This is a genomic window from Holzapfeliella sp. JNUCC 72, assembly GCF_053668685.1.
Genome location: NZ_CM132220.1, coordinates 113908 through 136087, shown reverse-complemented (window position 1 = coordinate 136087; position 22180 = coordinate 113908). Strand labels below are relative to the sequence as shown.

Here is a 22180-nt window from a genome sequence, read left to right as displayed (position 1 = left end):
ACAAACTTTTATGAAAGATATAAAAGGTGCTGCAAAATTTTATACGCATTATCTCAAATCTTTTAAGTGGATTATGTTACTTGTCTTAATTTTGACTATTGTGGCAACTTATTTACAAGTTAATGCACCACTTTATATGGGAGAAGCCATTTCAAACCTAACCAATTACTTACAACACTGGATGAATCCGCAAACTCGTGCAAGTGCCAGTTTAAATGATTTTCATTCTGCATTACTAATGATGACTTTGTTCTACATTGGTTATGCTGTGTCCATGTTTGCAAGTACATTATTAATTTCTCAAGTTTCTGGTCGAGGTGCCGGAAATATGAGAACAGGATTGTTTGGCAAAATGCAAAAAATGAAAATCAATTATTTTGATTCTCATTCTGATGGTGACATGTTGTCACTTTACACCTCTGATTTGGATAATATTTTTAATGCGATGAACCAAGCATTATTCGAAATCTTTTCTTCTGTTGCTTTATATATCGGAATGATTTGGATTATGTTCACCAAAAACACAACACTTGCTTGGGTAACTGTTGCTTCAACACCTGTTGCTATTATTTTAGCTGCAGTTGTTATTTTGAAAGCTCAAAAATACGTTAACCAACAACAAGATGCGATTGGTGATTTGAATGGTTATATTAATGAACAAATTGCTGGTCAAAAAGTTATTATCACAAACGGTCTTCAAAAAGATTCAATTGCTAAATTCACAAACTACAATGATAACGAAGTTCGTCCAAAATCATTCAAAGGTCAATTCTGGTCTAGTGTTTTACAACCTTTAATGAATGGTTTTGCACTTCTAAACACGGCTTTAGTTATTTTCGTAGGTTCTTGGCTTGTATTGAACCAAGGTATGGATGTTGCTGTTGCACTTGGACTAGTTGTGACTTTCTCCCAATATGCTTCACAATACTACCAACCTATCATTACCATGACTTCCCTTTACAACATGATTCAACTTGCTATTACAGGTGCACGCCGTATTAATGAAGTGCTTGAACAGCCTGATGAAGTCCGTCCACAAAACGGTAAGACTTTTGATGGTGTTAAAGACAACGTTAAAATCGATGATGTTCACTTTAGTTATGTTGAAGGTAAAGAAGTGCTACACGGTATCACAATCGAAGCTAAACGTGGCGAAATGGTCGCTTTAGTTGGACCAACTGGTTCTGGTAAGACAACGGTTATGAACTTGATGAACCGCTTTTATGATGTTGACTCAGGTGCTATTACGATTGACGGTGTTGATATTCGTGAGATGGACCTTGAAAATCTTCGTAAAAACGTTGGGATTGTGCTTCAAGATCCACAATTATTCTCAGGCACTATCGCTGACAATATCAAATTCGGTAAACCTAATGCTACTCATGAAGAAGTAGTTGATGCGGCAAAACAAGCCAATATCCATGACTTTATCGAAAGTCTTGAAAATGGTTATGAAACTAAGATTAGTGATGACAATTCCGTCTTTTCTGCTGGTCAAAAACAATTGATTTCAATTGCCAGAACAATCATCACAAATCCTAAGATTTTGATTCTTGATGAAGCAACCTCAAACGTTGATACAGTTACTGAAGCTAAAATTCAAGCAGCTATGGACAACGTAATTGAAGGTCGTACAAGTTTTGTTATCGCTCACCGTTTGAAAACAATTCTTAACGCACATAAAATTTCTGTTCTTAGAAACGGTAACATTATCGAGTTAGGTTCTCACGAAGAACTACTTAAAGAAAATGGTTTCTATGCTGAACTTTATCACAACCAAATGGTTTTTGAATAAATCGCAAACAAAAAAAGCTGACGATATTTCGTCAGCTTTTTTATTATAGTCGATATTTTTTCTCGTAATAGTTGTGTTGAATATGTGAGGTTAACTGCCCACAAACTTGCGATAGCATAAAGCCAACCGCAATTGCAGCTGTAATAATCATCACTGTAAAACTCAAACGAATTGCCTCATCAATTCCGCCGATAGCTACTTGCCTAATCGCTTGATAAGCCGTCACTCCTGGAACTAGTGGCACAATAGCTGGAATATTAAAAATGATAACTGGCATTTTTTTAGTTCTTGCAAAAACAATACTTAAAATACCTACAGCAAAAGCCCCTAACAGATAAGCCATCATATGCCCTGATCCTGAATTAGTGCCAATCCAGTACACCATCCAGCCTAACATCCCAGAAAAGCCACAATAAGGTAGTGCTTTGGCTGGAACATCAACCACAACCGCAAACCCAACAGTTCCTAAGAAACTAAACAAAATGTTGATAAAAACTTGTTGTTCAAAAGACAGGTAAACTGCTGTGGATAAAGTGCCCATATTGTTACCTGCAAACCGTAAAACAGTCGCAACTCCACCGCCAATTGCACCAGCGGTAATTAAAGCTTCCATTCCACGAGCGACCCCAGTCAGCAAGTGTCCAGCGAACAAGTCACGTAGAGAGTTCATAATAGCAAGTCCTGGAACTAGCGGTAAAACGCCTCCCACGATTAATGCGTCCATGTTTTGTGCCAAAGATAGCCGGACCATTAAAATCGCAAACACCGCGACAACCATCGAGGCAATAACCTGTGATAGAAACTTAATATTGGTGTAGCGATTAACTAAATTATTAGTCGAATATGCCAACATTCCCGCAACGGGGACCAAGCAAAATTCTGCCAAATTAAATTGGCCAACTGCAAGTACCATCAACGTTGCACTTAGTAAAGCCGTTGACAAGACTTTTAAATAGTGTGAAAACGACGGTGTGTTTTCATGAATATCATGTAAGCCTTTGTGTAACTCGTTAAGTGTAATTTTTCTAGCACCAAACTCACGAGAGAGTCGATTCACACGATGAACTTTTTCTAAATTGATTGTTCGAACATAAACTTGCGTTAACTGAACAATTGGATGATGATTAACCCCAACAAATAATCCAGTTGGCGTTGAGAAAACAACAGGATCTTTTAGACCTGCATTTTTAGCAATATGGTTAATCGTGTCTTCAACACGATACATCTCTGACCCACTTTGAATCATAATTTTCCCCGCCATTAAACAGGTATTTAGAACAATATCAACATAGCGTTTGTTCATCTTATGAGACTCCTTTTATTTGTTCATTGCTTCAATATCGATAATCTTGTCGACCCAATCCCCTTCAAAGAAATCAGCCTCGTGACTCACGATAATAACGCCACCCTCATAATCTTGAATTGCACGTCTTAGTGCGCCTTTTGTAGCTGTATCCAAGTGGTTTGTCGGCTCATCAAGGAACATTAAGTTACTGGTTTGATTCATCAAACTAGCTAATTTAACTTTCATTTGTTCCCCACCAGAAAGCGTCCCAACTTCAGACATCACTTGTTGTGCAGTTAGTCCTGTACGGGCTAAAATTTGACGCAAGTGTTTGGATTCTTGATCTGGATATTGCGCTTGTAAAATTTGAAGTGGTGTATCTTTTTTATTAGCCCATTTTAGTGTTTGTTCAAAATAGTTGATTTTGACATTATGAGCTAATTCGATATCACCTTCAACTTTTGGAATGATATTAAGCAATGTTTTTAGTAATGTCGATTTACCAATCCCATTGAACCCTTTAATTGCGACGATTTCACCGTTTGCAACTGAAAAGTTGAAAGGATGTTCTACTAAAGCCTTGCCATCGTAACCGATTTTTAGGTTATTAGCGTTAACTAAAATACGAGCTGCAATTGGTTGGTAATCGAACTCTAAATTAGCTTGCTTGTTAAATTTAGGCGGTGTCATTCGATCTAAGCGATTCAATTGTTTTTGACGACTTTGTGCACTTTTAGAACGAGAACCTGCTTTAAATTTACGAATGTAGGCTTCAGTTTTTTCGATATGTTTTTGTTGGTTTTCGTAAGCTTTCATATACGTAATTTGGTTAGCTTCTTTTTGTTTCATTGCTTGTTCTAAGCTACCTGTATATTTTGTGATTTTACCAAATTCGATATCAGCAATCACATTAGTAATTTTATCTAAAAATTCTTGATCGTGACTAACCACAATAAATGCGCCAGCAAAGTTGTTCAAGAAGTCAGATAACCAATCAATATGGTTGGTATCCAAATAGTTAGTTGGCTCATCAAGTAATAAAACATCAGGATGTTCAAGCAATAGCTTAGCTAAAATCAGTTTAGAACGTTGTCCACCTGATAGTTGGCTAACATCATGCTCGTACCCAATCGCATCAATTCCAAGACCACTAGCTACCACTTCGATTTTTGTATCAATGTCATAAAAACCGCGTTCTTCTAGTAAAGTCTGGATTTTACCTGCTTTTTCTAGGTAGTCATCATCCATTTCTGTTGCATATTTTTCATATAACCCTTGCATCTTTTCTTCTTGTTCATAAAGCCAATCAAAAGCTGTACGCAAGAATTGACGGACACTTTGCCCAGGTTTCAAGTTAGCGTATTGGTCTAAATAACCGATATGCAAGTTCTTTTGCCATGTAATAGCACCTTCGTCTGGTGTCATTTCACCTGTCAAAATTTTGATTAGTGTACTTTTTCCGACACCATTTTGACCTGTAATACCTAAATGGTCTTCTTTATTTAATTGTAAATTCGTGTCACGATAAATCTCTTTATCGATAAAAGTGTGTGATAAGTTGTTTATTGTTAAAACTGCCATTAATTAGTTGGATGCTCTCTTTCGTATTCTTTTAATTTTGTCAAAATTTGTGCCCAGTAACGATAAGGCACAATCAATTGTAGTTTACCATTTGTGATTGGAAAATCACGTTCACGTCTGCCAGTAATTTGGGCTAATTCTTCAGCCGTTAGCCCATATTTTAAGACAATTTGTTTAATTTTCAAAGAGGCCTGAGCTCTCATATAAGTTAAACTAAACATCAAAATTGCCAACACAACTGCAATGACTAATGAAATCTCTGCAGATAAGTTGAAGTTTTTGTAAGCAAGATATAACCCCATTATAAACGTTATAACGGCAGCAATACCACCCATTATAATAGGAAAATAAGTTTTTGTTTTCATTTTTATTCCTCTTTTCTAATTGATAGCGTCGTTATGTTACAGAATTGTTTCGATGTAACAATTATAACGCATTTTGTAACGTTATCATCATTTGTACGCAATAATGATAACGTATAATAATCATTATTAAATATCCGATTGCTAAATAAAGGAGAGATTATTATTTTTAACAATAAAAAATCAATCATTATGACATTAACAACACTAACAACATTATTAATTATTGGATTAGGCAGCCGTCTAACAACTGTATTTGCAACGAGCCAACCACAAACTTATGTCGTTGACCAAAAAGTTGTGAGCGAATTGACTCACGCTAAACAAATTATCATTGATTATGATAATCAGCAAGTTGAACAACAAAAAGAAACCTTTAAAGCTAATGTATTAGCTGAACAACAACGCCAAGCTCAGATTAAAGAGCAAGAACGTTTGGAAGCTGAAAAACAAGCTCAATTACAAGAACAACAACGTCAGCAAGAAGCTGCTGCACAAGCTCAGGCTCAAGCGGCTGTTTCCCAAGCTGCCGAACAAACCTCAAATCAAGGTACATTTAAATTGAGTTTTTATGATCCTGCTGTTTTAGGTTCAAACATGGGGTACAGCGGTGTTGCTGCTAACCTATCTGTTTTTCCTAAGGGAACTAAACTGAAAATCACATTATCTGATGGAACAGTTTGGTATCGAACAGTGAATGATACAGGTACATTTGCTTATTCAAACCCACGTCAACTTGATGTTGCAATGCCAAATAGTCAAATTCCTTCTGCCGGTATTTTATACGCGACAGTAGAAGTTGTTTCTTAATTTAAAAAAGACTGGATAAATTCCAGTCTTTTTTTATTTTGTCTCAAAAATTAATTGCTACTTGATTGAGAAGAAGATTGTTGTTGAGTGGCTTTAGGTAAACTCTTCAACTTTTCATCAGAATAAATGGTGTAATTATATTCAGCATCTAAATCTTTCCAATCAACTTGCTTGTTCAATTGATTTTGCTTTGTTTCAGTATTATCTACTGTTTCTTGTGGTAATTCCAGATTTTGACGAAGTGCATTTGAAATTCGTTGTAACTCGTCAGTTGAAGCCAATTGATAGGAACCGCCAGCAAGCCAAGCATCTTTTCCGTGGATATAGTCAGAGCTGATAGATTGTGCTGCATGACGATAATTATTGAATAATCCCACCATGTTATCAAAACTTAAATTGGTTTGCATATTGGACTTGATAACGTTGAAGATGGATTCAAAATTGCTAACTGATTCTAGTGATAGCGCTTTTTTAGCAATCGCTTCAATCACTTGTCTTTGACGTTTTTGTCTACCATAATCCCCTTCAGGATCATCATAACGCATTCTAGTATAGTCTAACGCCCCGTGCCCAGTCAGTGTTCGAGGACCTTTTTCAAACTGTGTCCAACCATAATAAAAAGCAAATGGGACGTCAACTTCAACACCGCCAATAGCATCGACAATATTTTCGAGTGCCCCCATATTAACCGTGACATAGTAATCAATAGGAACATTAACTAATGAAGAAATGGTTTTCATTGATAGGCTTGAGCCACCAATATTGTAAGCAGAGTTCACTTTTTGCATCCCTGTACTATCATCTTGTATTTCCGTCAACATATCTCGTGGTACCGACGTTAATGTTGTCTTATTTGTCTTAGGATTTAAGGTCGCTAAAATCAAAGTATCTGAATTTCCGCGGTCGTCCCCACGATCAAATGCACCTGTATCCGTTCCTAAAAGTAAAATTGAAATTGGTTTTTGTTCTTCAATAGCTGTTGTTTGTTTATTATCAACAGGATGGTAGGTTTGGTTAATTGCGCTTTTTGCATGCAAATAAACTTTAGCAAAACTAGCACCTGAAAGTACAATCACTAAAACTAGCACTAAAGCTAGAATGTGAGTGATTTTTGTCTTTTTTCTAGTTTTCTTTGTACGTTTTAAACTCTCGTTACGTTGATAATCATCTCTCATTAGATAAACCTCCCTATTTTCCCTATTTATTCTATCTAAAATTAACGCTAAATGCATTGATTTTACTGATATTTATCAATCTTTTAGTTTTTAGATTAAATTTAAATGAATATGTGGTACCCTATTCTTACTAATACAATAGGAGGATTTACTATGAGCGACGCATCACATTTACCAAAACGACAAGATGTCCCTAAAGAACTCACTTGGGATTTATCACTTGTTTTCAAAACAGATGATGATTTTGAAAAAGCATTTGCAGAAGTTGAGGCTGAAATTCCAAAAATCGAAGCTTTACAAGACACTTTAATCAGTTCAGCTGATAACTTATTACATGGCATTACAGAAATTTTATCAACCTGGCGTAAACTTGAAAAAATTTATGTTTACGCTAGCATGAACAGCGACGTAGATACTAATAATGCGAAATACTTAGCTTTTGATGCTAAAGCTGGCTCATTAGCTGCTAAAGTTAGTGCAGCAACTGCCTTTTTAGTGCCAACTTTAATTCAATTATCTGATGAAGAATTAGCACAATTTTACGAAGACAATGCAGAACTTAAACATTATGATCACTTCTTAGAAGAAGCCCGTAATGAAAAAGAACATACACTAGATGCTAAACAAGAACAACTTATTGCGGCTGCAGGTGATGCTTTTGGTGCTTCAGCTAGCACATTCAACGTTTTAACAAACTCTGATATGGAATATCCATTTGTCGAAGACGAAGATGGTTATATGGTTCAACTATCAAATGGCCTTTACAGCCGTCTACTTGAATCTGTTCACCAAGATATTCGTCAAGGTGCATTTGAAGGACTTTACCAAGCCTATGGTCAATTCCAAAACACACTAGCTCAAACGCTATCAGGTGAAGTCAAACGTCATAACTACTTAGCACAAACACACCACTATAAAGATGCACGTGAAGCAGCTTTATCACACACCCATATCCCAACACAAGTTTATGAAACATTAGTTGAAGAGGTTAATAATCACCTACCACTATTACATCGCTATGTTAAACTTCGTAAGGATTTACTCGATGTAGATGAACTTCACATGTACGATATGTATGTTTCACTAATTGGTGAACCTCAACTATCATACGACTATGAAAGTGCCAAAGCAGAAGCTAAAAAAGCGCTTAGCGTTCTAGGTGATGATTATCTTGAACACGTTGATGAAATCTTCAACAATCGCTATATCGATGTTGTTGAAAACAAAGGCAAACGTTCAGGAGCTTATTCAGGTGGGGCTTATGATACACCTCCTTACCAATTGCTAAACTGGCAAGATAACTTAGATAACTTGTATACTTTGGTTCACGAAACCGGACACTCCATGCATAGTTGGTACACTCGTCACAATCAACCTTACGTTTACGGCGATTACCCAATTTTTATTGCTGAAATTGCCTCAACAACTAATGAAAACTTATTAACAGAATACTTACTACAACAAGTTACGGATAAAAAGGCACGTGCATTCCTATTGAATCATTATCTTGATGGCTTCAAAGGTACCGTCTTCCGCCAAACACAGTTTGCAGAATTCGAACACTTTATTCACCAACAAGACCAAGCAGGTCAAGCTCTAACATCTGATTTATTAAGTGATTACTATGGTGAATTAAACGCTCACTACTACGGACCAGATGTTGCTCGTGATCCAGAAATCGCACTAGAATGGTCTCGTATTCCGCACTTCTATATGAACTACTATGTTTATCAATATGCAACTGGATTTGCAGCAGCTTCAACACTTTCAGAAGGCATCATGAAGCAAGAGCCAAAAGCGATTGAAAACTACTTAAATTACTTAAAATCTGGTAGTTCAGATTACCCAATTGAAACTATGAAAAAAGCGGGTGTGGATATGACCAAACCAGACTACTTGAAGAAAGCATTTGCTATTTTTGAAGAACGTTTAACCGAACTTGAACAATTAATTGAGGAAGGCTTCTAAAAATGTTTTTCATTTTTGCATTGCTTGTGATTCTACAATTTATAACTGGCAGAATTGATCATCGATTACTACAACACATTATTCCAATTGGATTCATCGCCGTTGTTTGCTATCGTTTGATTATGATTCCACAAAATTTAACCCTAAAAACAATTTTGTTAACATTATTTATTGTCGTATCGTTTTACTTGATTTCATTTGTAGCAAAAAAGCTTAGATAATCTTATCTAAGCTTTTTTTGCGTCTGCGTTGTTCTGAATTTTTTGTAAAAAGTAACGTGAAATTGGGCCAACAATAATTAATTGTAATGGCAATGCCATAATAAAATTAAAGCCCCATGCTCTAAAGTATTTAGGTAAGATGTCACCATGTAATTGTCCTTGGGCAACTAATCCATAAATAGACATCAAGGTCACCATTCCAAAAACCATGAAAAATGATAAAGTGATAATCACTTGCCATTTTTTACCTAAGTTTATTGGTAGTTTAAATGTGATTTTTTTAGCTAAAATTCCAACTATAAAATTGTCTAATATAAAAGCGACAATGAATCCTGGAATAAATCCGATCAACACTCTGTCAATTGCAAATGCATTATGGATGGTTAAATTATAGGCACTCATTCCTAAAACCATCAAACCGCACATGATTGTTCCAAAAATTAATTCTTCTTTGTGATTTCTTGGCATTAAACTCTCTCCTCTGTTTTAAACTCACTAGAGATTACAATAGCATAATAAAATTTTGCTCGTAAGTTTTTTTTTGAAATTTTTGACTATACAAAAAAGACTGCCAGGATTACAATAAGAGCCACCTATGAATCAGAAAGGATGTTTCAAATATGACAACAATTTATGATTTTTCTTTAACTGAAATGAGTGGCGAAACAATTAATTTATCAGATTATAAAGACAAAGTTCTTTTAATTGTTAATACTGCTAGTAAATGTGGGCTAGCACCACAACTTGAAACCATTGAACAATTTTATCAAGACTATAAAGACAAAGGGTTTGCTGTTATTGGCTTACCTTCTAATCAATTTCATCAAGAACTCAAAGATGATCAAGAAACATCGGACTATTGCCAACGTCATTATGGGGTTACCTTCCCGATGACTAAAAAAGTCAAATTAAATGGCGATGATGCACATCCTTTAATTAAATTTTTAAAAGATAAGTCTGGTAAGGGTGCTATTAAATGGAATTTTACTAAGTTTTTAATCGGCAAAGATGGCGAATTAATTCATCGCTATGCTCCAATGACTTCTCCTAAAAAAATGGAAGATGAAATTTTAAAAGCTTTAGAATAAAAAAGAAGATGACAAACCTGTCATCTTCTTTTTTATTTGATTAATCGATATTGATTACCCATTGCTTCAATTAAATTAATAAAGTCAGAGAAGCTCACCATTATGGTCTGATGATTAACATTAGGATGAAACCCCAGTAATTGATTTTGATTAAGGCTTTCATCAACAACGACTTGAACTTGATGATTTTCATCATTCAACAACCCAAATGGACTAACAGTTCCTTGTGTTAATTTCATCAATGATTTCATCAATTCCGGACTAGCAAATGACAATCTTTTTTCGCTAAGTTGAGTCGCAATTGACTTCAAGTCAGCTCTTTTATCACCGGCAATAACCAGCAAATAATAATGATTATTTTGCGTTTTTAGTAGTAAGTTTTTAACAGTTAATCCTGGAATAGCAAAATCCGCTTCTTTAACTTTTTCGATTGCTGGATGATTAATAAGTTGATAATCGACTTTATGTTTATGCAAAAACGCAAACACACTATCATTGGGTAACATGGCTATCTCCTATTATTTAGCTATTTTTAGTGAATAATAATTAATAAAGTAAAGAATTGATGCAGTCAGCGTTACAATTCTTCCAATTAGCGCAATTGAATTTGCTGCTTGAATATTTTTGATTGTCGTTGCTTGTTGCATAAATGGATTAGAATCAAATGGATTCTGTGACCCATAAATCGTAAATGATGACGGTAATGTTTTGTCAGCATTCATCATGGCATATAGTGTTGCACCAGCAACAATTACTACACCTATTACCATCAAGATAGAAATCCAGTTCTTGACTTTTGGATTACTTGATTCAGAATCAAGCAATACCAAGCTCATAAGAATGATGATAACTGCTGCAAAAACCATTAACCACCCTGGCAATAGTAAAAAAACTAATCCTAAAATAGCATTAATTAACACAAAGTTAGATAAATTGCTGTTTTGTTTAGTCAAAATTACTATTCCTCTTCTTCAATTTTCATTACTTTATGATACTCAATGAACGCAAAAACTATTGCAACAATTCTCAAAACGCCTACAATAGTTCCTAAAATAAGTACTAAACTAGCATCTTGTGATTGCAATAAGCTTAACGCATTATTTTCAGTTGGTAATCTAGGCGTCACAATGTAGATGTTACCCCAACTAATCACAGCACTAATTATTAACAATACTGAACTCACGTTAATTGTACGTAATTTGTAATGTTTGTAACTCTGATACAAAACAAAGGCTGCAGCAACAACTAAAATGACGTCTGTAACCCCCTTTAATGAAACCGTATTTGAAACTAGTGGTGTCACTAGCAAAATATTAACAATAGCATTAAATAACAGCACCCAAGCTGTTGAACGATATGTTTTCATACTTAAAATCCTCCTTATTTTTCTTATCGTAACATACTTTTTAACGTATTACGGCGTTTATATACTAAAAAAAGACTAACTTGTATAACCGCTAGTCTTTTGTTTCTTCAATTAATTTGGTTAGAGATTCATTAATATTTTGGTCATTGTTATCAGGGCTCTTGAATCCTTTAGGACGTTTATATATGTTGTCATCTTCTTTAAAGAAAACACTCCCGGGGGCTACAAACATCCAGAATTCGTCCTTAATACCGTTAGTCCCGGCCGTTGCCTTATTCATAATACCGGCAATTTGATCGCCAACTTCTGGTAATTTTGTCCCACTATATTCGACTGTAATCGTTTTATTTGAAGGTGCTATAGGAGAGTCATTCATAATGCTCTTGAAATCCGTTTCTTTAATATCGCCACCCGCAAATAAAACATTAATCGTTTGGCCTCGTAAGTCACTGTCTCCACGAATAACCTTATCGACTTTAACTTTTGCAAGAGTCATTGGATAGTTATCATATGGTGCTGGCTGAACGCCCACTACTTTACCACTATAAACTAAGTGACCACTTTGAATAAGCTCTTGGAAATTTTTAGGATAGTAATAGTAAGAGACCATCCAAGACATTTGTGTTTTGCTTGCAGCATAACTACCTTGAATAATATCACTAGATTTGTTTTGGCTATTTTCGCTGGACGAAAATGTCCCCGGCATCACAAAATACACACCAATTAATAATAGCACACTAAAAATAATCAGTGCGATTCCCCTTTTTTTATTCATCCATATCTCCCCCAAAAAAGCCAACACTAAGTCTTAACTTAATATTTTACTATACTACTTTATCTAATAATTAGCGTTAACGCAATTTTATTATACATAAATTTGATTCTTTTGTTAATTTGGCTAGCAAAAAGTAAGTATAACACTTATTATTGAGGTAATTGTTATACTTTTACTATTAGGAGGATTTTTATGACACAACCAATTATTGGTATTTCGGGAAGTTTTATTACTGATGAAGGGGCACCTTTTCCAGGTTATAGACGCAGTTACGTTAATGAAGATTACGTCACTTCAGTTAGTGATAATGGCGGAATTCCTTTTATCATACCTTTGACTAGCGACATGTCCGTGATTAAAAAACAAATTGAAGCTGTTGATGCTTTGATTTTGTCTGGTGGACATGATGTTTCACCACGCTTCTATAATGAAGAACCCCAATCTAAATTAGGAGAAATCAGTCCGGAACGTGATGAATTTGATTTTGCACTACTTAAATATGCTGAAGAAAAACAAATTCCAGTACTCGGCATCTGTCGTGGTGCTCAAATCATGAACGTTTTTCACGGCGGTTCTTTACATCAAGACCTGTCTTATCGTTCAGGCGAAAGTCTTAAACACAACCAACAAAAGCATCCTGATATGGAAACACATACTGTTGAAATCGCACAGGATTCAAAACTTTTTGATATTTTGAAAACAAACGAAACACTTGTTAACTCATTCCATCATCAAGTAATCAATCAACTAGCAGATTCATTTGTTGAATCTGCTAAAGCACCCGATGGTGTTATTGAAGCATTTGAAAGTCCAACTCATCCTTTCTTACTAGCAGTCCAATGGCATCCTGAAATGCTACATCGCAAATCTCAATTAATGAACAACTTGTTCAAATCACTAATTAATCACACAAAATAAGAGGAGTTTATCATGAATAAGAAGTTAGGTTTTTGGTCGATTGTCTTATTAACAATCAACTCAATTATTGGATCAGGAATTTTTATTTCCCCAGGTTCTGTCGTCAAGATGGCCGGAACTTACACCCCTATTGTTTATTTTGCAGCAGCAATTTTTGCTTCACTACTGGCTTTATCATTTGCCTCTGCTGCAAAATATGTTTCAAAAGGTGGAGCAGCTTACGCTTATGCGCGTACAGCTTTTGGTCGTAATGTTGGGTTTTATGTCGGTATTACACGTTTCATTGCCGCAAGTATTGCCTGGGGAGTTATGGCAACAAGTGTGGTTAAAACCGTACTAGCTATTATGAAGCTAGATAGCAGCAATTTTGGCTTATTAACACTTGGCTTTATTGTCTTAATGGCATTACTTCTTGTTATTAATTTACTTGGACCTAAAGTCTTTGCAATTATTAACAACCTTTCAACCATCGGTAAATTATTAGCTTTATTAACAATTATTATCTTTGGGATTTACATGCTAATTAGTACTGGTGCTAATCATTTCTTGGATGTTAACAACTTCCAAAATGCAAACGGCCAGCCTTTAATTTCATCACTTAATACTTCAGCCTTTGTTATGGCGACAATCACTGCTTTTTATGCACTGAATGGGTTTGAAAGTATCGCCAGTGGTTCAAGTGACATGCAAAAACCTGAAAAGAACTTACCTAAAGCTTTACCTCTTGGTATGCTAATTATTGCTTTAATCTATATTGGAATTGTTTCAATTTCAATGATGATTAATCCACATGCTTTAGTTTTTAGTAATCAAGTTGTCGCTTTAGTTGATATTTTTGACAACGGTATTGTGAAGAATATTGTCCTTTATGGTGCCTTAATTTCAATGTTTGGGATTAACGTTGCTTCATCTTTCCACACACCTCGTGTTCTTGAAGCAATTGCAAAAGAAAAACAAATTCCAGCAATCTTTGCTAAACGTAACAAACAAGATATTCCGTTAGTTTCATTTTTAGTCACAATTGTGATTGCCATTGTCATTCCAATGGCTTTCCAATACAACATGACCAACATTATTATCATCAGTACCATGTCTCGTTTCGTACAATTCATCGTGGTTCCTTTATCTGTTATCATGTTTTTCTACGGTAAAAACTCTGAAGAAACAATTTCCACAGCTAAAAGAAATATCGCAACCGATGTTTTCGTACCCATTATTTCATTAGTGCTAACGGCATTCTTACTAATCAAGTTTGACTGGGTTGGTCAATTCTCGATTGTCGATGCAACAGGTTCACATCTTAATATCTATGCTATTTCAGCTATGGTTATTGGTTATGTCATTCTACCAATTATTTTATATATTTTTAATCGACAATCAAAAACTAATTTAAACTAAAAAAATAAGCGTGTTCACACACGCTTATTTTTTTATGCTTTTCTTTTGATTAGATAAACAATAATATAAATGACCACTTCGATTGATGAAATAAAGAAAGTTACTGGCCAGTTCGTAATATAGCTTAAATACAAACCACCCCAGACACCAACTAAAGCTAGCCCAACAGACCAAGCAATCATTGATAGAATTGATTTACCTAAATATTTTGCAATTGATGCTGGTAATGTAATTAAGATAAATACCAGTAAAGAACCGACAACTTGTGCGCCGACACTAACACTCATAGCAAGTAATACTAAGAATAAAATCGAAATTAAGAATGTCGGTAGTCTTTGGGCAGCGGCTCCTACTGTATCAAATGAATCAAATGCTAACCAGCGATATAAAACGAAAACTGAAATCAAGACGACAACAGATAATCCAATCAACTGAAAGACACCTTGTTGATCAATACTGATGATACTTCCGAATAAAATATTCGTAGCATATCTTGAACTCGCATTTGATAGTGATAAGAACAAAATACCTAAACCAGTAAAGAATGCAGATACAACACTAATTGCCGTTTCACGTTTTGAAGATTTAAGGCTCAATGTCCCTACACTAACTGAACTTAGCAAGGTGAATAATAACATCCCAAGTAACGGTGAAATTCCCATAAAGACAGCAAATGATGCCCCAGCAAACCCAATTTCAGATAAAGTGTGTGCTAAGAAACTCAATTGACGTGCAATTACAAAAACACCGATAATCCCACTCACAATGGCAATAAAGGTACTGGCAAAAAATGCGTTTCGCATAAACTCATAAGCAAACATTAACGTCCCACCCGACTTTCATCAAAGTTTTTAATTTTACCAGTTTCATAACTACCTGGTTGCATAAAAATATAGTCCTCCGTAAATTCTTTGGCTAATTCGATATCATGTGTCGCAAATAGAACCGTAATTTTTCGAGTCTTGTTGAGTTGTTTAACTAAACTCATCAAACTTAATTTAGCTGTTGGATCTAGGCTCGCTGTTGATTCATCTAAAATAATAAAATCTGGATTATCAATTAAGGCTTGAGCTAAGTATGCGCGTTGCTTTTCCCCTCCAGATAATTCACCCATAGATGAATTTTGAATAGCAGTTAAATTTGTTTCTTGAATAATATTATGTACGCTTTTTTTATAAGCTTTGCTTTTAAATAACCCGGCGTTTAACTGAATAAAATTCTTAACGGACAATGGATAGTCTTTATCAATATTGCGAAACTGAGGAACATAGCCCACTTTGATAGGTTGTCCATCTGCTTTTTTTGAATAGGTAACTTCACCTGTTGTCGGCTGTAACATCTTCATTAGTACTCTTATTAAAGTGGTTTTTCCAACACCGTTTTGTCCAATTAAACTGGTTGTGGATCCTTCCTTTAAACTAAAAGATAAATCTTCAAAGACAGCTTGTCCTTCAAATGAAACAGACAGGTCTTTGACAGTTATAATATTCATTTATTCTGACACCTCGGTTGATTTAAATAGTAACTATTACGATATAACACTTTATCACAATATTAACAAAATGCCTATATTAAAACAAAAAAATCGAGAATTAAATCTCGATTATGTCAACGTGCTTCAATTGTTGATTGATTTGGGGTTCTGTTGCAATGTCTTCGGTGAAAGCTGTTGCACTTCCACAGGCCACACCCATTTTGAAAGCAGCAACGGCATCTTGTGTTTGACTATAAGTTCCAACAAACCCTGCAACCATTGAGTCACCAGCACCTACGGAATTAACCACTTTACCCGTTAAAGGCTTAGCATAGTACACGGTATCTTCTGTCACAAGATAAGCACCGTCTCCTGCCATGGACACAATAACATTTTGTGCACCCATTTTTTGCAATTTTCGACCATGTTCAATAATCTCTTCTTGGGTTGAAAACGTTGTCTCAAAAATATCTGCTAATTCATGATGATTAGGTTTAACCATTAGCGGCTTTTTATCCAGACAATCGAGTAAACTCTGGCCACTTGTATCTAGAACAAATTGACTTCCTTGCTCTTTAATCAAGTCAATCAGTTGGAAATAGAAATCATCTGGTAACCCTCTGGCTAAACTTCCAGACATGACAACAATATCATCTTCAGTAAGTTGCGTTAGCTTTGTCTTAAATGTATGTTGCTCTTGCATACTAATTTTAGGACCACCCGCATTAATTTCTGTCTCTTGATCGGCTTTGACTTTGACATTAATCCGCGTTTTTTCAAGAATAGTTGTAAAATCACTCTTAATTTTCTTTTGATTCAACTGCTGTAATAATTCTTGTCCAGTTGAGCCACCAATAAATCCAAGTGCACAATTATCCACATCCAGCTGTGTTAACACCTGCGATACATTAATCCCTTTTCCTCCGGCAAATAAAGTAGCCGCTGTTGTTCGATTGACCTCACCTAAATCAAGTGAATCAAGGGCCATCACATAATCCAATGATGGGTTAACTGTAATTGTATAAACTTTCAAAATCTCACGCTCCTAAACCGTATAATACTGTAATACTAGCATAAAAAGTTTCAACCGATAATGCAAAAAATTAGTTTTAAAAAAGCTTAGACAATTAGTCTAAGCTTCTTGATAACGTTTGATAAGTTGATTTTTGTCTTTTCCTTGGCGGATTTGAGTTGCTAAATCAATCGTGACATCGGCTATGATGCTTTGTGCATCAATTACTTGATAATCATGATTAGCACCTTTTTCTTGTGCTAAGGACAATTCTGTACATCCAAGAACAATGACATTAACTCCATAATCATCATGCATTTTTTGCAAAATTCGATGATACAAAGCAATGTCGACAATCCCTTTTTCTTTGATGTTTTTATAAATTAATTCATCGACTAATTCTTGAATTTCAGAACCACCTAAGACAACTTCTTTGCCTACTTTTTCGATTTCGTTTTTGTAAATACCATCGGCAATCGTTCCGCGTGTTGCAATCAACCCAATTTTATTTTCACTGGGATATTGTGCAACCATTTGTTTAATCGCAATACGTGGCATATGCAAGATAGGTGATTGACTATGCTGTTGTAATTCCTCATAGAAATAGTGCGCCGTGTTACAAACCATCACAATGAAATCAGGGGATAGTTTGTTCTGTTGTTCAATATCATCAATCAAATAAGGTAAAAAGCTTTCATGTTCGCTGGGATTCAAAATATAAGAAGTACGATCTGGTACAGTCGCATGGTTAACCAAAATATAATTTAAATAATCTTGGTCGCGTCTGATTTTGACACGATGGTTAATTAAACGAACATAACTTTCCGTCGCAATTGTTCCCATACCACCTAATATACTAAAAAACTCTCTCATTATTTTAGTTCCTGCGATTCAATGATAGATTTAGCAATCACTTGATCAGTTTCATAAGGTGTATCAATACCTCTCACCTTTTGGTAAGCATCGTTTCCTTTGCCGGCCAAAATAATCACTTCATCTTTTTGACTAGCATTCATTGCTTTTTTGATTGCTGTTTTACGATCTAATTCGATTTCAACATTTAACTTATCATGATTTAATTGTTCATCAATCTCATTTGCGATATCTTCTGGATTTTCAAATCCTGGATCATCTGTCGTTAAGTAAACTTGACTAGCAAATTCGTTCAACGCTGTCGCAAAGTCTTTTCGACGAGAAATACCTTTGTCCCCTGGACTACCCACAACAACCGTCATTTTAGGGTCATTGAATTCAGTTTTTAAGAATGATAGTAAGGCACGCATACTTGCTAGATTATGCGCATAATCAATAATTACATTTGCGCCATTTTGCAATTTCAATACTTGCATTCTTCCAGGTATTTGTACTTTAGCAATTCCTTTAGCGATTTCTTTTTGAGCAACGCCAACCAAACTCCCCGCAATAATTGCTGCAGTAGCATTACTTTCATTAAAATCACCAATCAAACTTAATTGGTAATCACCAGAAATCGCCAATTCAGATTGATCAGCATCAATTTTAAATTGTGATTTTGCCATATCAAATTCAATGTTTTCAAAGTTAACATTAATAGATTTTTGATAAAAATGGCTGTTCAAGTCATAACCTTTGCGACCATAAGTAAAGATACTATCAGGATTAGTTGTTGTTTTTGCAGCTAGGTAAATTTCGTCAAAATGATCAGTTTCTGCATTAATGATTACTTTACGAGAGTTGACCAACAATTGTAATTTACAGTGCAAGTAGTCATCGAAGTTAGGATGTTCATTAGCACCAATATGATCTGGTGTAATGTTTAAAAAGATACCTAAATCATAGGTTAAGCCAAATACACGGCTCTTCTTATAAGCTTGAGAAGAGACTTCCATTACTAAATGTGTCATACCATTATCAACAGATCTTCTCATATCACGGAATAAATCTAGTGATTCTGGTGTTGTTAAATCTGACTTAAATGTGTCTTCAGGTTTTGGCCCAACAATACGATCTACTGTTGAAAACAACGCTGTCTTGTTGTCGTTTTGGCGATCTAAAATTCCCTTTAAGAAATAAGAAGACGTTGTTTTTCCTTTGGTTCCTGTAATCCCTACAACGAACAAATCGTCTTGTGGATAGTTGAAAAAGGCTGCTGAAAGTAGTGCCATTGCTTTTTGAACATCACGAACGATTAAAGCGTGCATACCGTTACCTTCAATATGAGGTTGCTCTGCTACATAAGCAATTGCACCATTTTCACGTGCGTTTAGTAAATAGGTTGGTCTAAACTTTTCACCCTTAATGAAAAATAAGGAATCAACATCTACATTACGTGAGTCGTAGCTTACATTTTGAAATTCCATTGGGACTAGGTCCTGAACTGCACTACTTTTTAGTAGGTGATGTTCTTTTAATATTAAAATACTGGTTTGTAATGATAGTGTCATACGTTTGACCCCTTAACTTGTTAATTTTACTCAATTATAACTAATACTGAGAATGTTTGAAATTATTTTCCAAATAAACTACTGAAAAATGATGAAATAGCGTGCCAAATCTTTTCAAAGAAGTTCATTTCATCAACAGAATCTTTTGTGACGATCGAAACTTCATCGCTTTTAGTATCCAAGTATCCTAGACCATCGTCATTAATTTTGACATGTCCAACTTGTTGACCTTTGGTCACACTATTAAGCTCGTTATCTTTTACTGTCATTTCAATCGTTGTTTGAGGTGTTTCATCACTCGCTTTTTTGAATACGACTACAGGTGCTGAAGTTTCTAACTTAACTTCTGATGATTTAGCATAGTTCAATTTCAATGGTGTGGTAATTTCTTGATTGGCATCATAAACTTTTACCTTAGTGTAGTTTTTGAATACGTCACGCATAATGTCTGCTGTAACTTTGAATCGCTTACCTTTATCATTATCGTCTCCATTAGCATGCATGACAATTGTAATGACACGATAGCCGTTCTTTTCTGCAGTTCCTACAAAACATTCCCCTGCAGCATCAGTTGTCCCCGTTTTCAACCCATCAACTGGTAAGTCTGAATAGTTATCAGGCATTCCAGGTAACATGCGGTTAAAACTGGTCATTTTATATGAATCAGTGCGACCTGAAGCAAAAATTTGTGACGATTGTTTTGTAATACTTAGTGTGTCTGGGTAATCATTAATCACATGCTGTGCGATTTTAGCTAAGCTTTGTGCAGACATTTCATTTTCAACATTTTCGCTAATACCAGGTACACGGTACTTTTCAGGAATGTCAGAATTTGATAAACCGCTCACGTTTACAATTTTTGCATCACGAATATTCCATTGTGCTAATTGTTTATTCATCATTTCAACGAAGTCTTTTTGCGAACCTGCTACCTTATTAGCTAACAACATTGCTGCAGCATTAGACGAATAAATCCAACCTGATTCATAAAGTTCCTTTACACTATATTTTTCGCCTGCAGTTAGTGGAATATTAGATAGACGCGTATCTTTTGTCCATTCGGCAATATCTTGTGGAACTGTGATTTGATCGTCAAATGACAACTTGTTGTTCTTAATTTGATCACGAACAATATAAAGCGTTAACATTTTTGTCATTGATGCAATCGGCAATACTTGTGTTGAATCTTGATTAAACAAGATTTTTCCTGTTTCAGAATCAATTGCTAGTGCTGATTTGGCACTAACATTAGTTTGACTATTAGTTGATTCAGCCGCACTTACTGTCTGAGATTGTGCGCCTAAGATTGGTGCAGTAAAAAACGACAATAATAGTGTTATTATTGTCATTAATGTCATTTTTTGAGTTTTTGTTTTCATAAACTCTTTCCTACCTTCAATTTTTTTCCATAAAATACTGGGGCATTTCAATTATAAATTCTGTGAGCTTAGAGCTCGATTTAGCAAATATTTGACCATGATGCAATGTAATAATTTCTTGTGAAATAGCAAGTCCCAGTCCTGTTCCCCCTGTTTGCGTCGAACGTGAACTTTCAACACGATAAAATCGCTCAAACAAGCGGTTTAAAGAAGCTTTAGGGATTTTTTGACCATCATTTTGAACAGTTAATTCTACCTGCCCATTTTGTTCTTTAGCAGTTAGCTTAATGAATGTCGCTTTTTTCCCATACTTCAATGCGTTACTAATTAAGTTATTAAATACACGACCTAATTTTTCATTATCGGCATTCATCTCAAGGTGACTAGGTGAAACCGAAACTTCAATTTTGATACCTTTTTCCTTTGCTTCAAGTTCAAAACTTGCTGCTAATTGATTCAACATATCATCTACAATGAAGTTATTAGGCGTGATATTAACTTGACGCTCATGAACTGTTGTATAGTCAAATAGATCATCAGCTAGTACTTTCATTTGCTGTGATTTGATGTACGCAATATCAACATAATGCTTAATGTTGTCGTCTCCAAAATCCATCGTTTGCAACAAGCCAAGGTAACCAATGATTGACGTTAGCGGTGTTCTGATATCATGACTAACGTTTGTAATTAGCTCTTCGTTTCTTTTCTTGATAGCTCGTTCCTCATTCATCGCAGTTACTGTGCTGTCGACCAACGAATTAATACTATCAACCATTCTCTGAAGATCATTTTCAACCACAAAATTAATTCGATGATCGAAATGACCTTGTGCAATATAATGTAATTCTGAAATCACATGGCGCATTTGCATTTGACGATAACGTCTTAATAATCGCCAATAAAGTACGATGATGTCTAAGATAACCATAAAGCTAATCAAAAAGATTTGAACTGGCCAACTGTCAAAATTATAACGAAACAAAATAGCGTTTTTTAAAAGCTCACCCAAATTAGTGTGATTAATAATTGCTGAATTAATTAAAATTGTAATCGATAAATTCAGTAACAACAGTAAAATAACTGTGATAACACCTTCAATGAAAAGTTCACTCTTTTCTTTTGGCGTTAACTGAACTTTTGGCTTAGTCAT

General features: G+C 35.1%; 23 protein-coding genes. 7 read left to right on the top strand and 16 right to left on the bottom strand.

The window, feature by feature from the left end; translation table 11 throughout:
• The first annotated feature begins 10 nt into the window (after positions 1-10).
• Positions 11-1795 carry an ABC transporter ATP-binding protein gene (locus JNUCC72_RS00630; protein WP_454143910.1) on the top strand — a complete coding sequence of 595 codons (1785 nt, stop codon included), beginning with the start codon at positions 11-13 and terminating at the stop codon, positions 1793-1795.
• A gap of 43 nt (positions 1796-1838) precedes the next feature.
• On the opposite strand, the gene JNUCC72_RS00625 is transcribed toward JNUCC72_RS00630, so the two are convergent.
• The 3 genes from JNUCC72_RS00625 to JNUCC72_RS00615 are packed head-to-tail and all read right to left on the bottom strand — an operon-like array spanning position 1839 to position 5026.
• Positions 1839-3098 (bottom strand): threonine/serine exporter family protein, encoded by a 1260-nt coding sequence (locus tag JNUCC72_RS00625; protein WP_454143908.1) that lies wholly within the window; start codon positions 3096-3098, stop codon positions 1839-1841.
• 15 nt (positions 3099-3113) lie between these two features.
• Positions 3114-4661, bottom strand: a complete 1548-nt coding sequence (locus tag JNUCC72_RS00620; protein WP_454143906.1) for an ABC-F family ATP-binding cassette domain-containing protein — start codon at positions 4659-4661, stop codon at positions 3114-3116.
• Positions 4661-5026: a hypothetical protein gene (locus JNUCC72_RS00615; RefSeq protein WP_454143904.1), complete on the bottom strand. Its 366-nt coding sequence runs from the start codon at positions 5024-5026 to the stop codon at positions 4661-4663. Before JNUCC72_RS00615 ends, JNUCC72_RS00620 begins: the two co-directional genes overlap by 1 nt.
• Before the next feature lie 189 nt (positions 5027-5215).
• On the opposite strand from JNUCC72_RS00615, the gene JNUCC72_RS00610 reads away from it, so the two are divergent.
• Positions 5216-5833 carry a hydrolase gene (locus JNUCC72_RS00610; RefSeq protein ID WP_454143902.1) on the top strand — a complete coding sequence of 206 codons (618 nt, stop codon included), beginning with the start codon at positions 5216-5218 and terminating at the stop codon, positions 5831-5833.
• A gap of 50 nt (positions 5834-5883) precedes the next feature.
• On the opposite strand, the gene JNUCC72_RS00605 is transcribed toward JNUCC72_RS00610, so the two are convergent.
• Positions 5884-7008 carry an LCP family glycopolymer transferase gene (locus JNUCC72_RS00605; RefSeq protein WP_454143900.1) on the bottom strand — a complete coding sequence of 375 codons (1125 nt, stop codon included), beginning with the start codon at positions 7006-7008 and terminating at the stop codon, positions 5884-5886.
• Positions 7009-7161: 153 nt separating this feature from the next.
• On the opposite strand from JNUCC72_RS00605, the gene pepF reads away from it, so the two are divergent.
• Together pepF and JNUCC72_RS00595 are read left to right on the top strand one after the other, a co-directional pair.
• A complete protein-coding gene (pepF, locus tag JNUCC72_RS00600; protein WP_454143898.1) occupies positions 7162-8976 on the top strand; it encodes an oligoendopeptidase F in 1815 nt (604 codons plus the stop codon).
• 2 nt (positions 8977-8978) lie between these two features.
• A complete protein-coding gene (locus JNUCC72_RS00595; RefSeq protein ID WP_454143896.1) occupies positions 8979-9197 on the top strand; it encodes a hypothetical protein in 219 nt (72 codons plus the stop codon).
• A 6-nt stretch (positions 9198-9203) separates the two neighbouring features.
• Here JNUCC72_RS00595 and JNUCC72_RS00590 read toward each other — a convergent pair whose 3' ends face one another.
• Positions 9204-9665 (bottom strand): DUF2798 domain-containing protein, encoded by a 462-nt coding sequence (locus tag JNUCC72_RS00590; protein WP_454143894.1) that lies wholly within the window; start codon positions 9663-9665, stop codon positions 9204-9206.
• A 152-nt stretch (positions 9666-9817) separates the two neighbouring features.
• Here JNUCC72_RS00590 and JNUCC72_RS00585 point away from each other — a divergent pair, with 152 nt between their 5' ends.
• Complete coding sequence (locus JNUCC72_RS00585) at positions 9818-10285, top strand: glutathione peroxidase (protein ID WP_454143892.1); 468 nt, start codon at positions 9818-9820, stop codon at positions 10283-10285.
• A 32-nt stretch (positions 10286-10317) separates the two neighbouring features.
• On the opposite strand, the gene JNUCC72_RS00580 is transcribed toward JNUCC72_RS00585, so the two are convergent.
• The 4 genes from JNUCC72_RS00580 to JNUCC72_RS00565 all read right to left on the bottom strand — a co-directional run bounded on the left by JNUCC72_RS00580 (position 10318) and on the right by JNUCC72_RS00565 (position 12426).
• Positions 10318-10791, bottom strand: a complete 474-nt coding sequence (locus tag JNUCC72_RS00580) for a YbaK/EbsC family protein (RefSeq protein ID WP_454143890.1) — start codon at positions 10789-10791, stop codon at positions 10318-10320.
• Positions 10792-10803: 12 nt separating this feature from the next.
• Positions 10804-11238, bottom strand: coding sequence for a hypothetical protein (locus JNUCC72_RS00575; protein ID WP_454143888.1), 435 nt, complete (start codon positions 11236-11238; stop codon positions 10804-10806).
• 5 nt (positions 11239-11243) lie between these two features.
• Positions 11244-11651, bottom strand: a complete 408-nt coding sequence (locus JNUCC72_RS00570; protein ID WP_454143886.1) for a hypothetical protein — start codon at positions 11649-11651, stop codon at positions 11244-11246.
• A 91-nt stretch (positions 11652-11742) separates the two neighbouring features.
• Positions 11743-12426, bottom strand: a complete 684-nt coding sequence (locus JNUCC72_RS00565) for a hypothetical protein (RefSeq protein ID WP_454143884.1) — start codon at positions 12424-12426, stop codon at positions 11743-11745.
• A 192-nt stretch (positions 12427-12618) separates the two neighbouring features.
• On the opposite strand from JNUCC72_RS00565, the gene JNUCC72_RS00560 reads away from it, so the two are divergent.
• Entirely contained in the window at positions 12619-13344 is a 726-nt protein-coding gene (locus JNUCC72_RS00560) for a gamma-glutamyl-gamma-aminobutyrate hydrolase family protein (RefSeq protein ID WP_454143882.1), read from the top strand.
• 12 nt (positions 13345-13356) lie between these two features.
• On the top strand, positions 13357-14742 hold the full coding sequence (locus JNUCC72_RS00555; RefSeq protein WP_454143880.1) for an APC family permease: 1386 nt from the start codon (positions 13357-13359) through the stop codon (positions 14740-14742).
• A gap of 32 nt (positions 14743-14774) precedes the next feature.
• On the opposite strand, the gene JNUCC72_RS00550 is transcribed toward JNUCC72_RS00555, so the two are convergent.
• The 7 genes from JNUCC72_RS00550 to JNUCC72_RS00520 form a co-directional block, all read right to left on the bottom strand.
• Complete coding sequence (locus JNUCC72_RS00550; protein ID WP_454143878.1) at positions 14775-15563, bottom strand: metal ABC transporter permease; 789 nt, start codon at positions 15561-15563, stop codon at positions 14775-14777.
• Complete coding sequence (locus JNUCC72_RS00545) at positions 15563-16234, bottom strand: metal ABC transporter ATP-binding protein (protein WP_454143876.1); 672 nt, start codon at positions 16232-16234, stop codon at positions 15563-15565. The genes JNUCC72_RS00550 and JNUCC72_RS00545 overlap by 1 nt, the downstream gene beginning before the upstream one ends.
• A 100-nt stretch (positions 16235-16334) precedes the next feature.
• A complete protein-coding gene (gene pfkB, locus JNUCC72_RS00540; RefSeq protein ID WP_454144672.1) occupies positions 16335-17204 on the bottom strand; it encodes a 1-phosphofructokinase in 870 nt (289 codons plus the stop codon).
• A gap of 144 nt (positions 17205-17348) precedes the next feature.
• Entirely contained in the window at positions 17349-18101 is a 753-nt protein-coding gene (locus tag JNUCC72_RS00535) for an aspartate/glutamate racemase family protein (RefSeq protein WP_454143874.1), read from the bottom strand.
• Positions 18101-19651 (bottom strand): UDP-N-acetylmuramoyl-L-alanyl-D-glutamate--2,6-diaminopimelate ligase, encoded by a 1551-nt coding sequence (locus JNUCC72_RS00530; protein ID WP_454143872.1) that lies wholly within the window; start codon positions 19649-19651, stop codon positions 18101-18103. The genes JNUCC72_RS00535 and JNUCC72_RS00530 overlap by 1 nt, the downstream gene beginning before the upstream one ends.
• Positions 19652-19713: 62 nt before the next feature.
• Positions 19714-21030, bottom strand: coding sequence for a D-alanyl-D-alanine carboxypeptidase family protein (locus JNUCC72_RS00525; RefSeq protein WP_454143870.1), 1317 nt, complete (start codon positions 21028-21030; stop codon positions 19714-19716).
• A gap of 16 nt (positions 21031-21046) precedes the next feature.
• On the bottom strand, positions 21047-22180 hold the full coding sequence (locus JNUCC72_RS00520) for a sensor histidine kinase (protein WP_454143868.1): 1134 nt from the start codon (positions 22178-22180) through the stop codon (positions 21047-21049).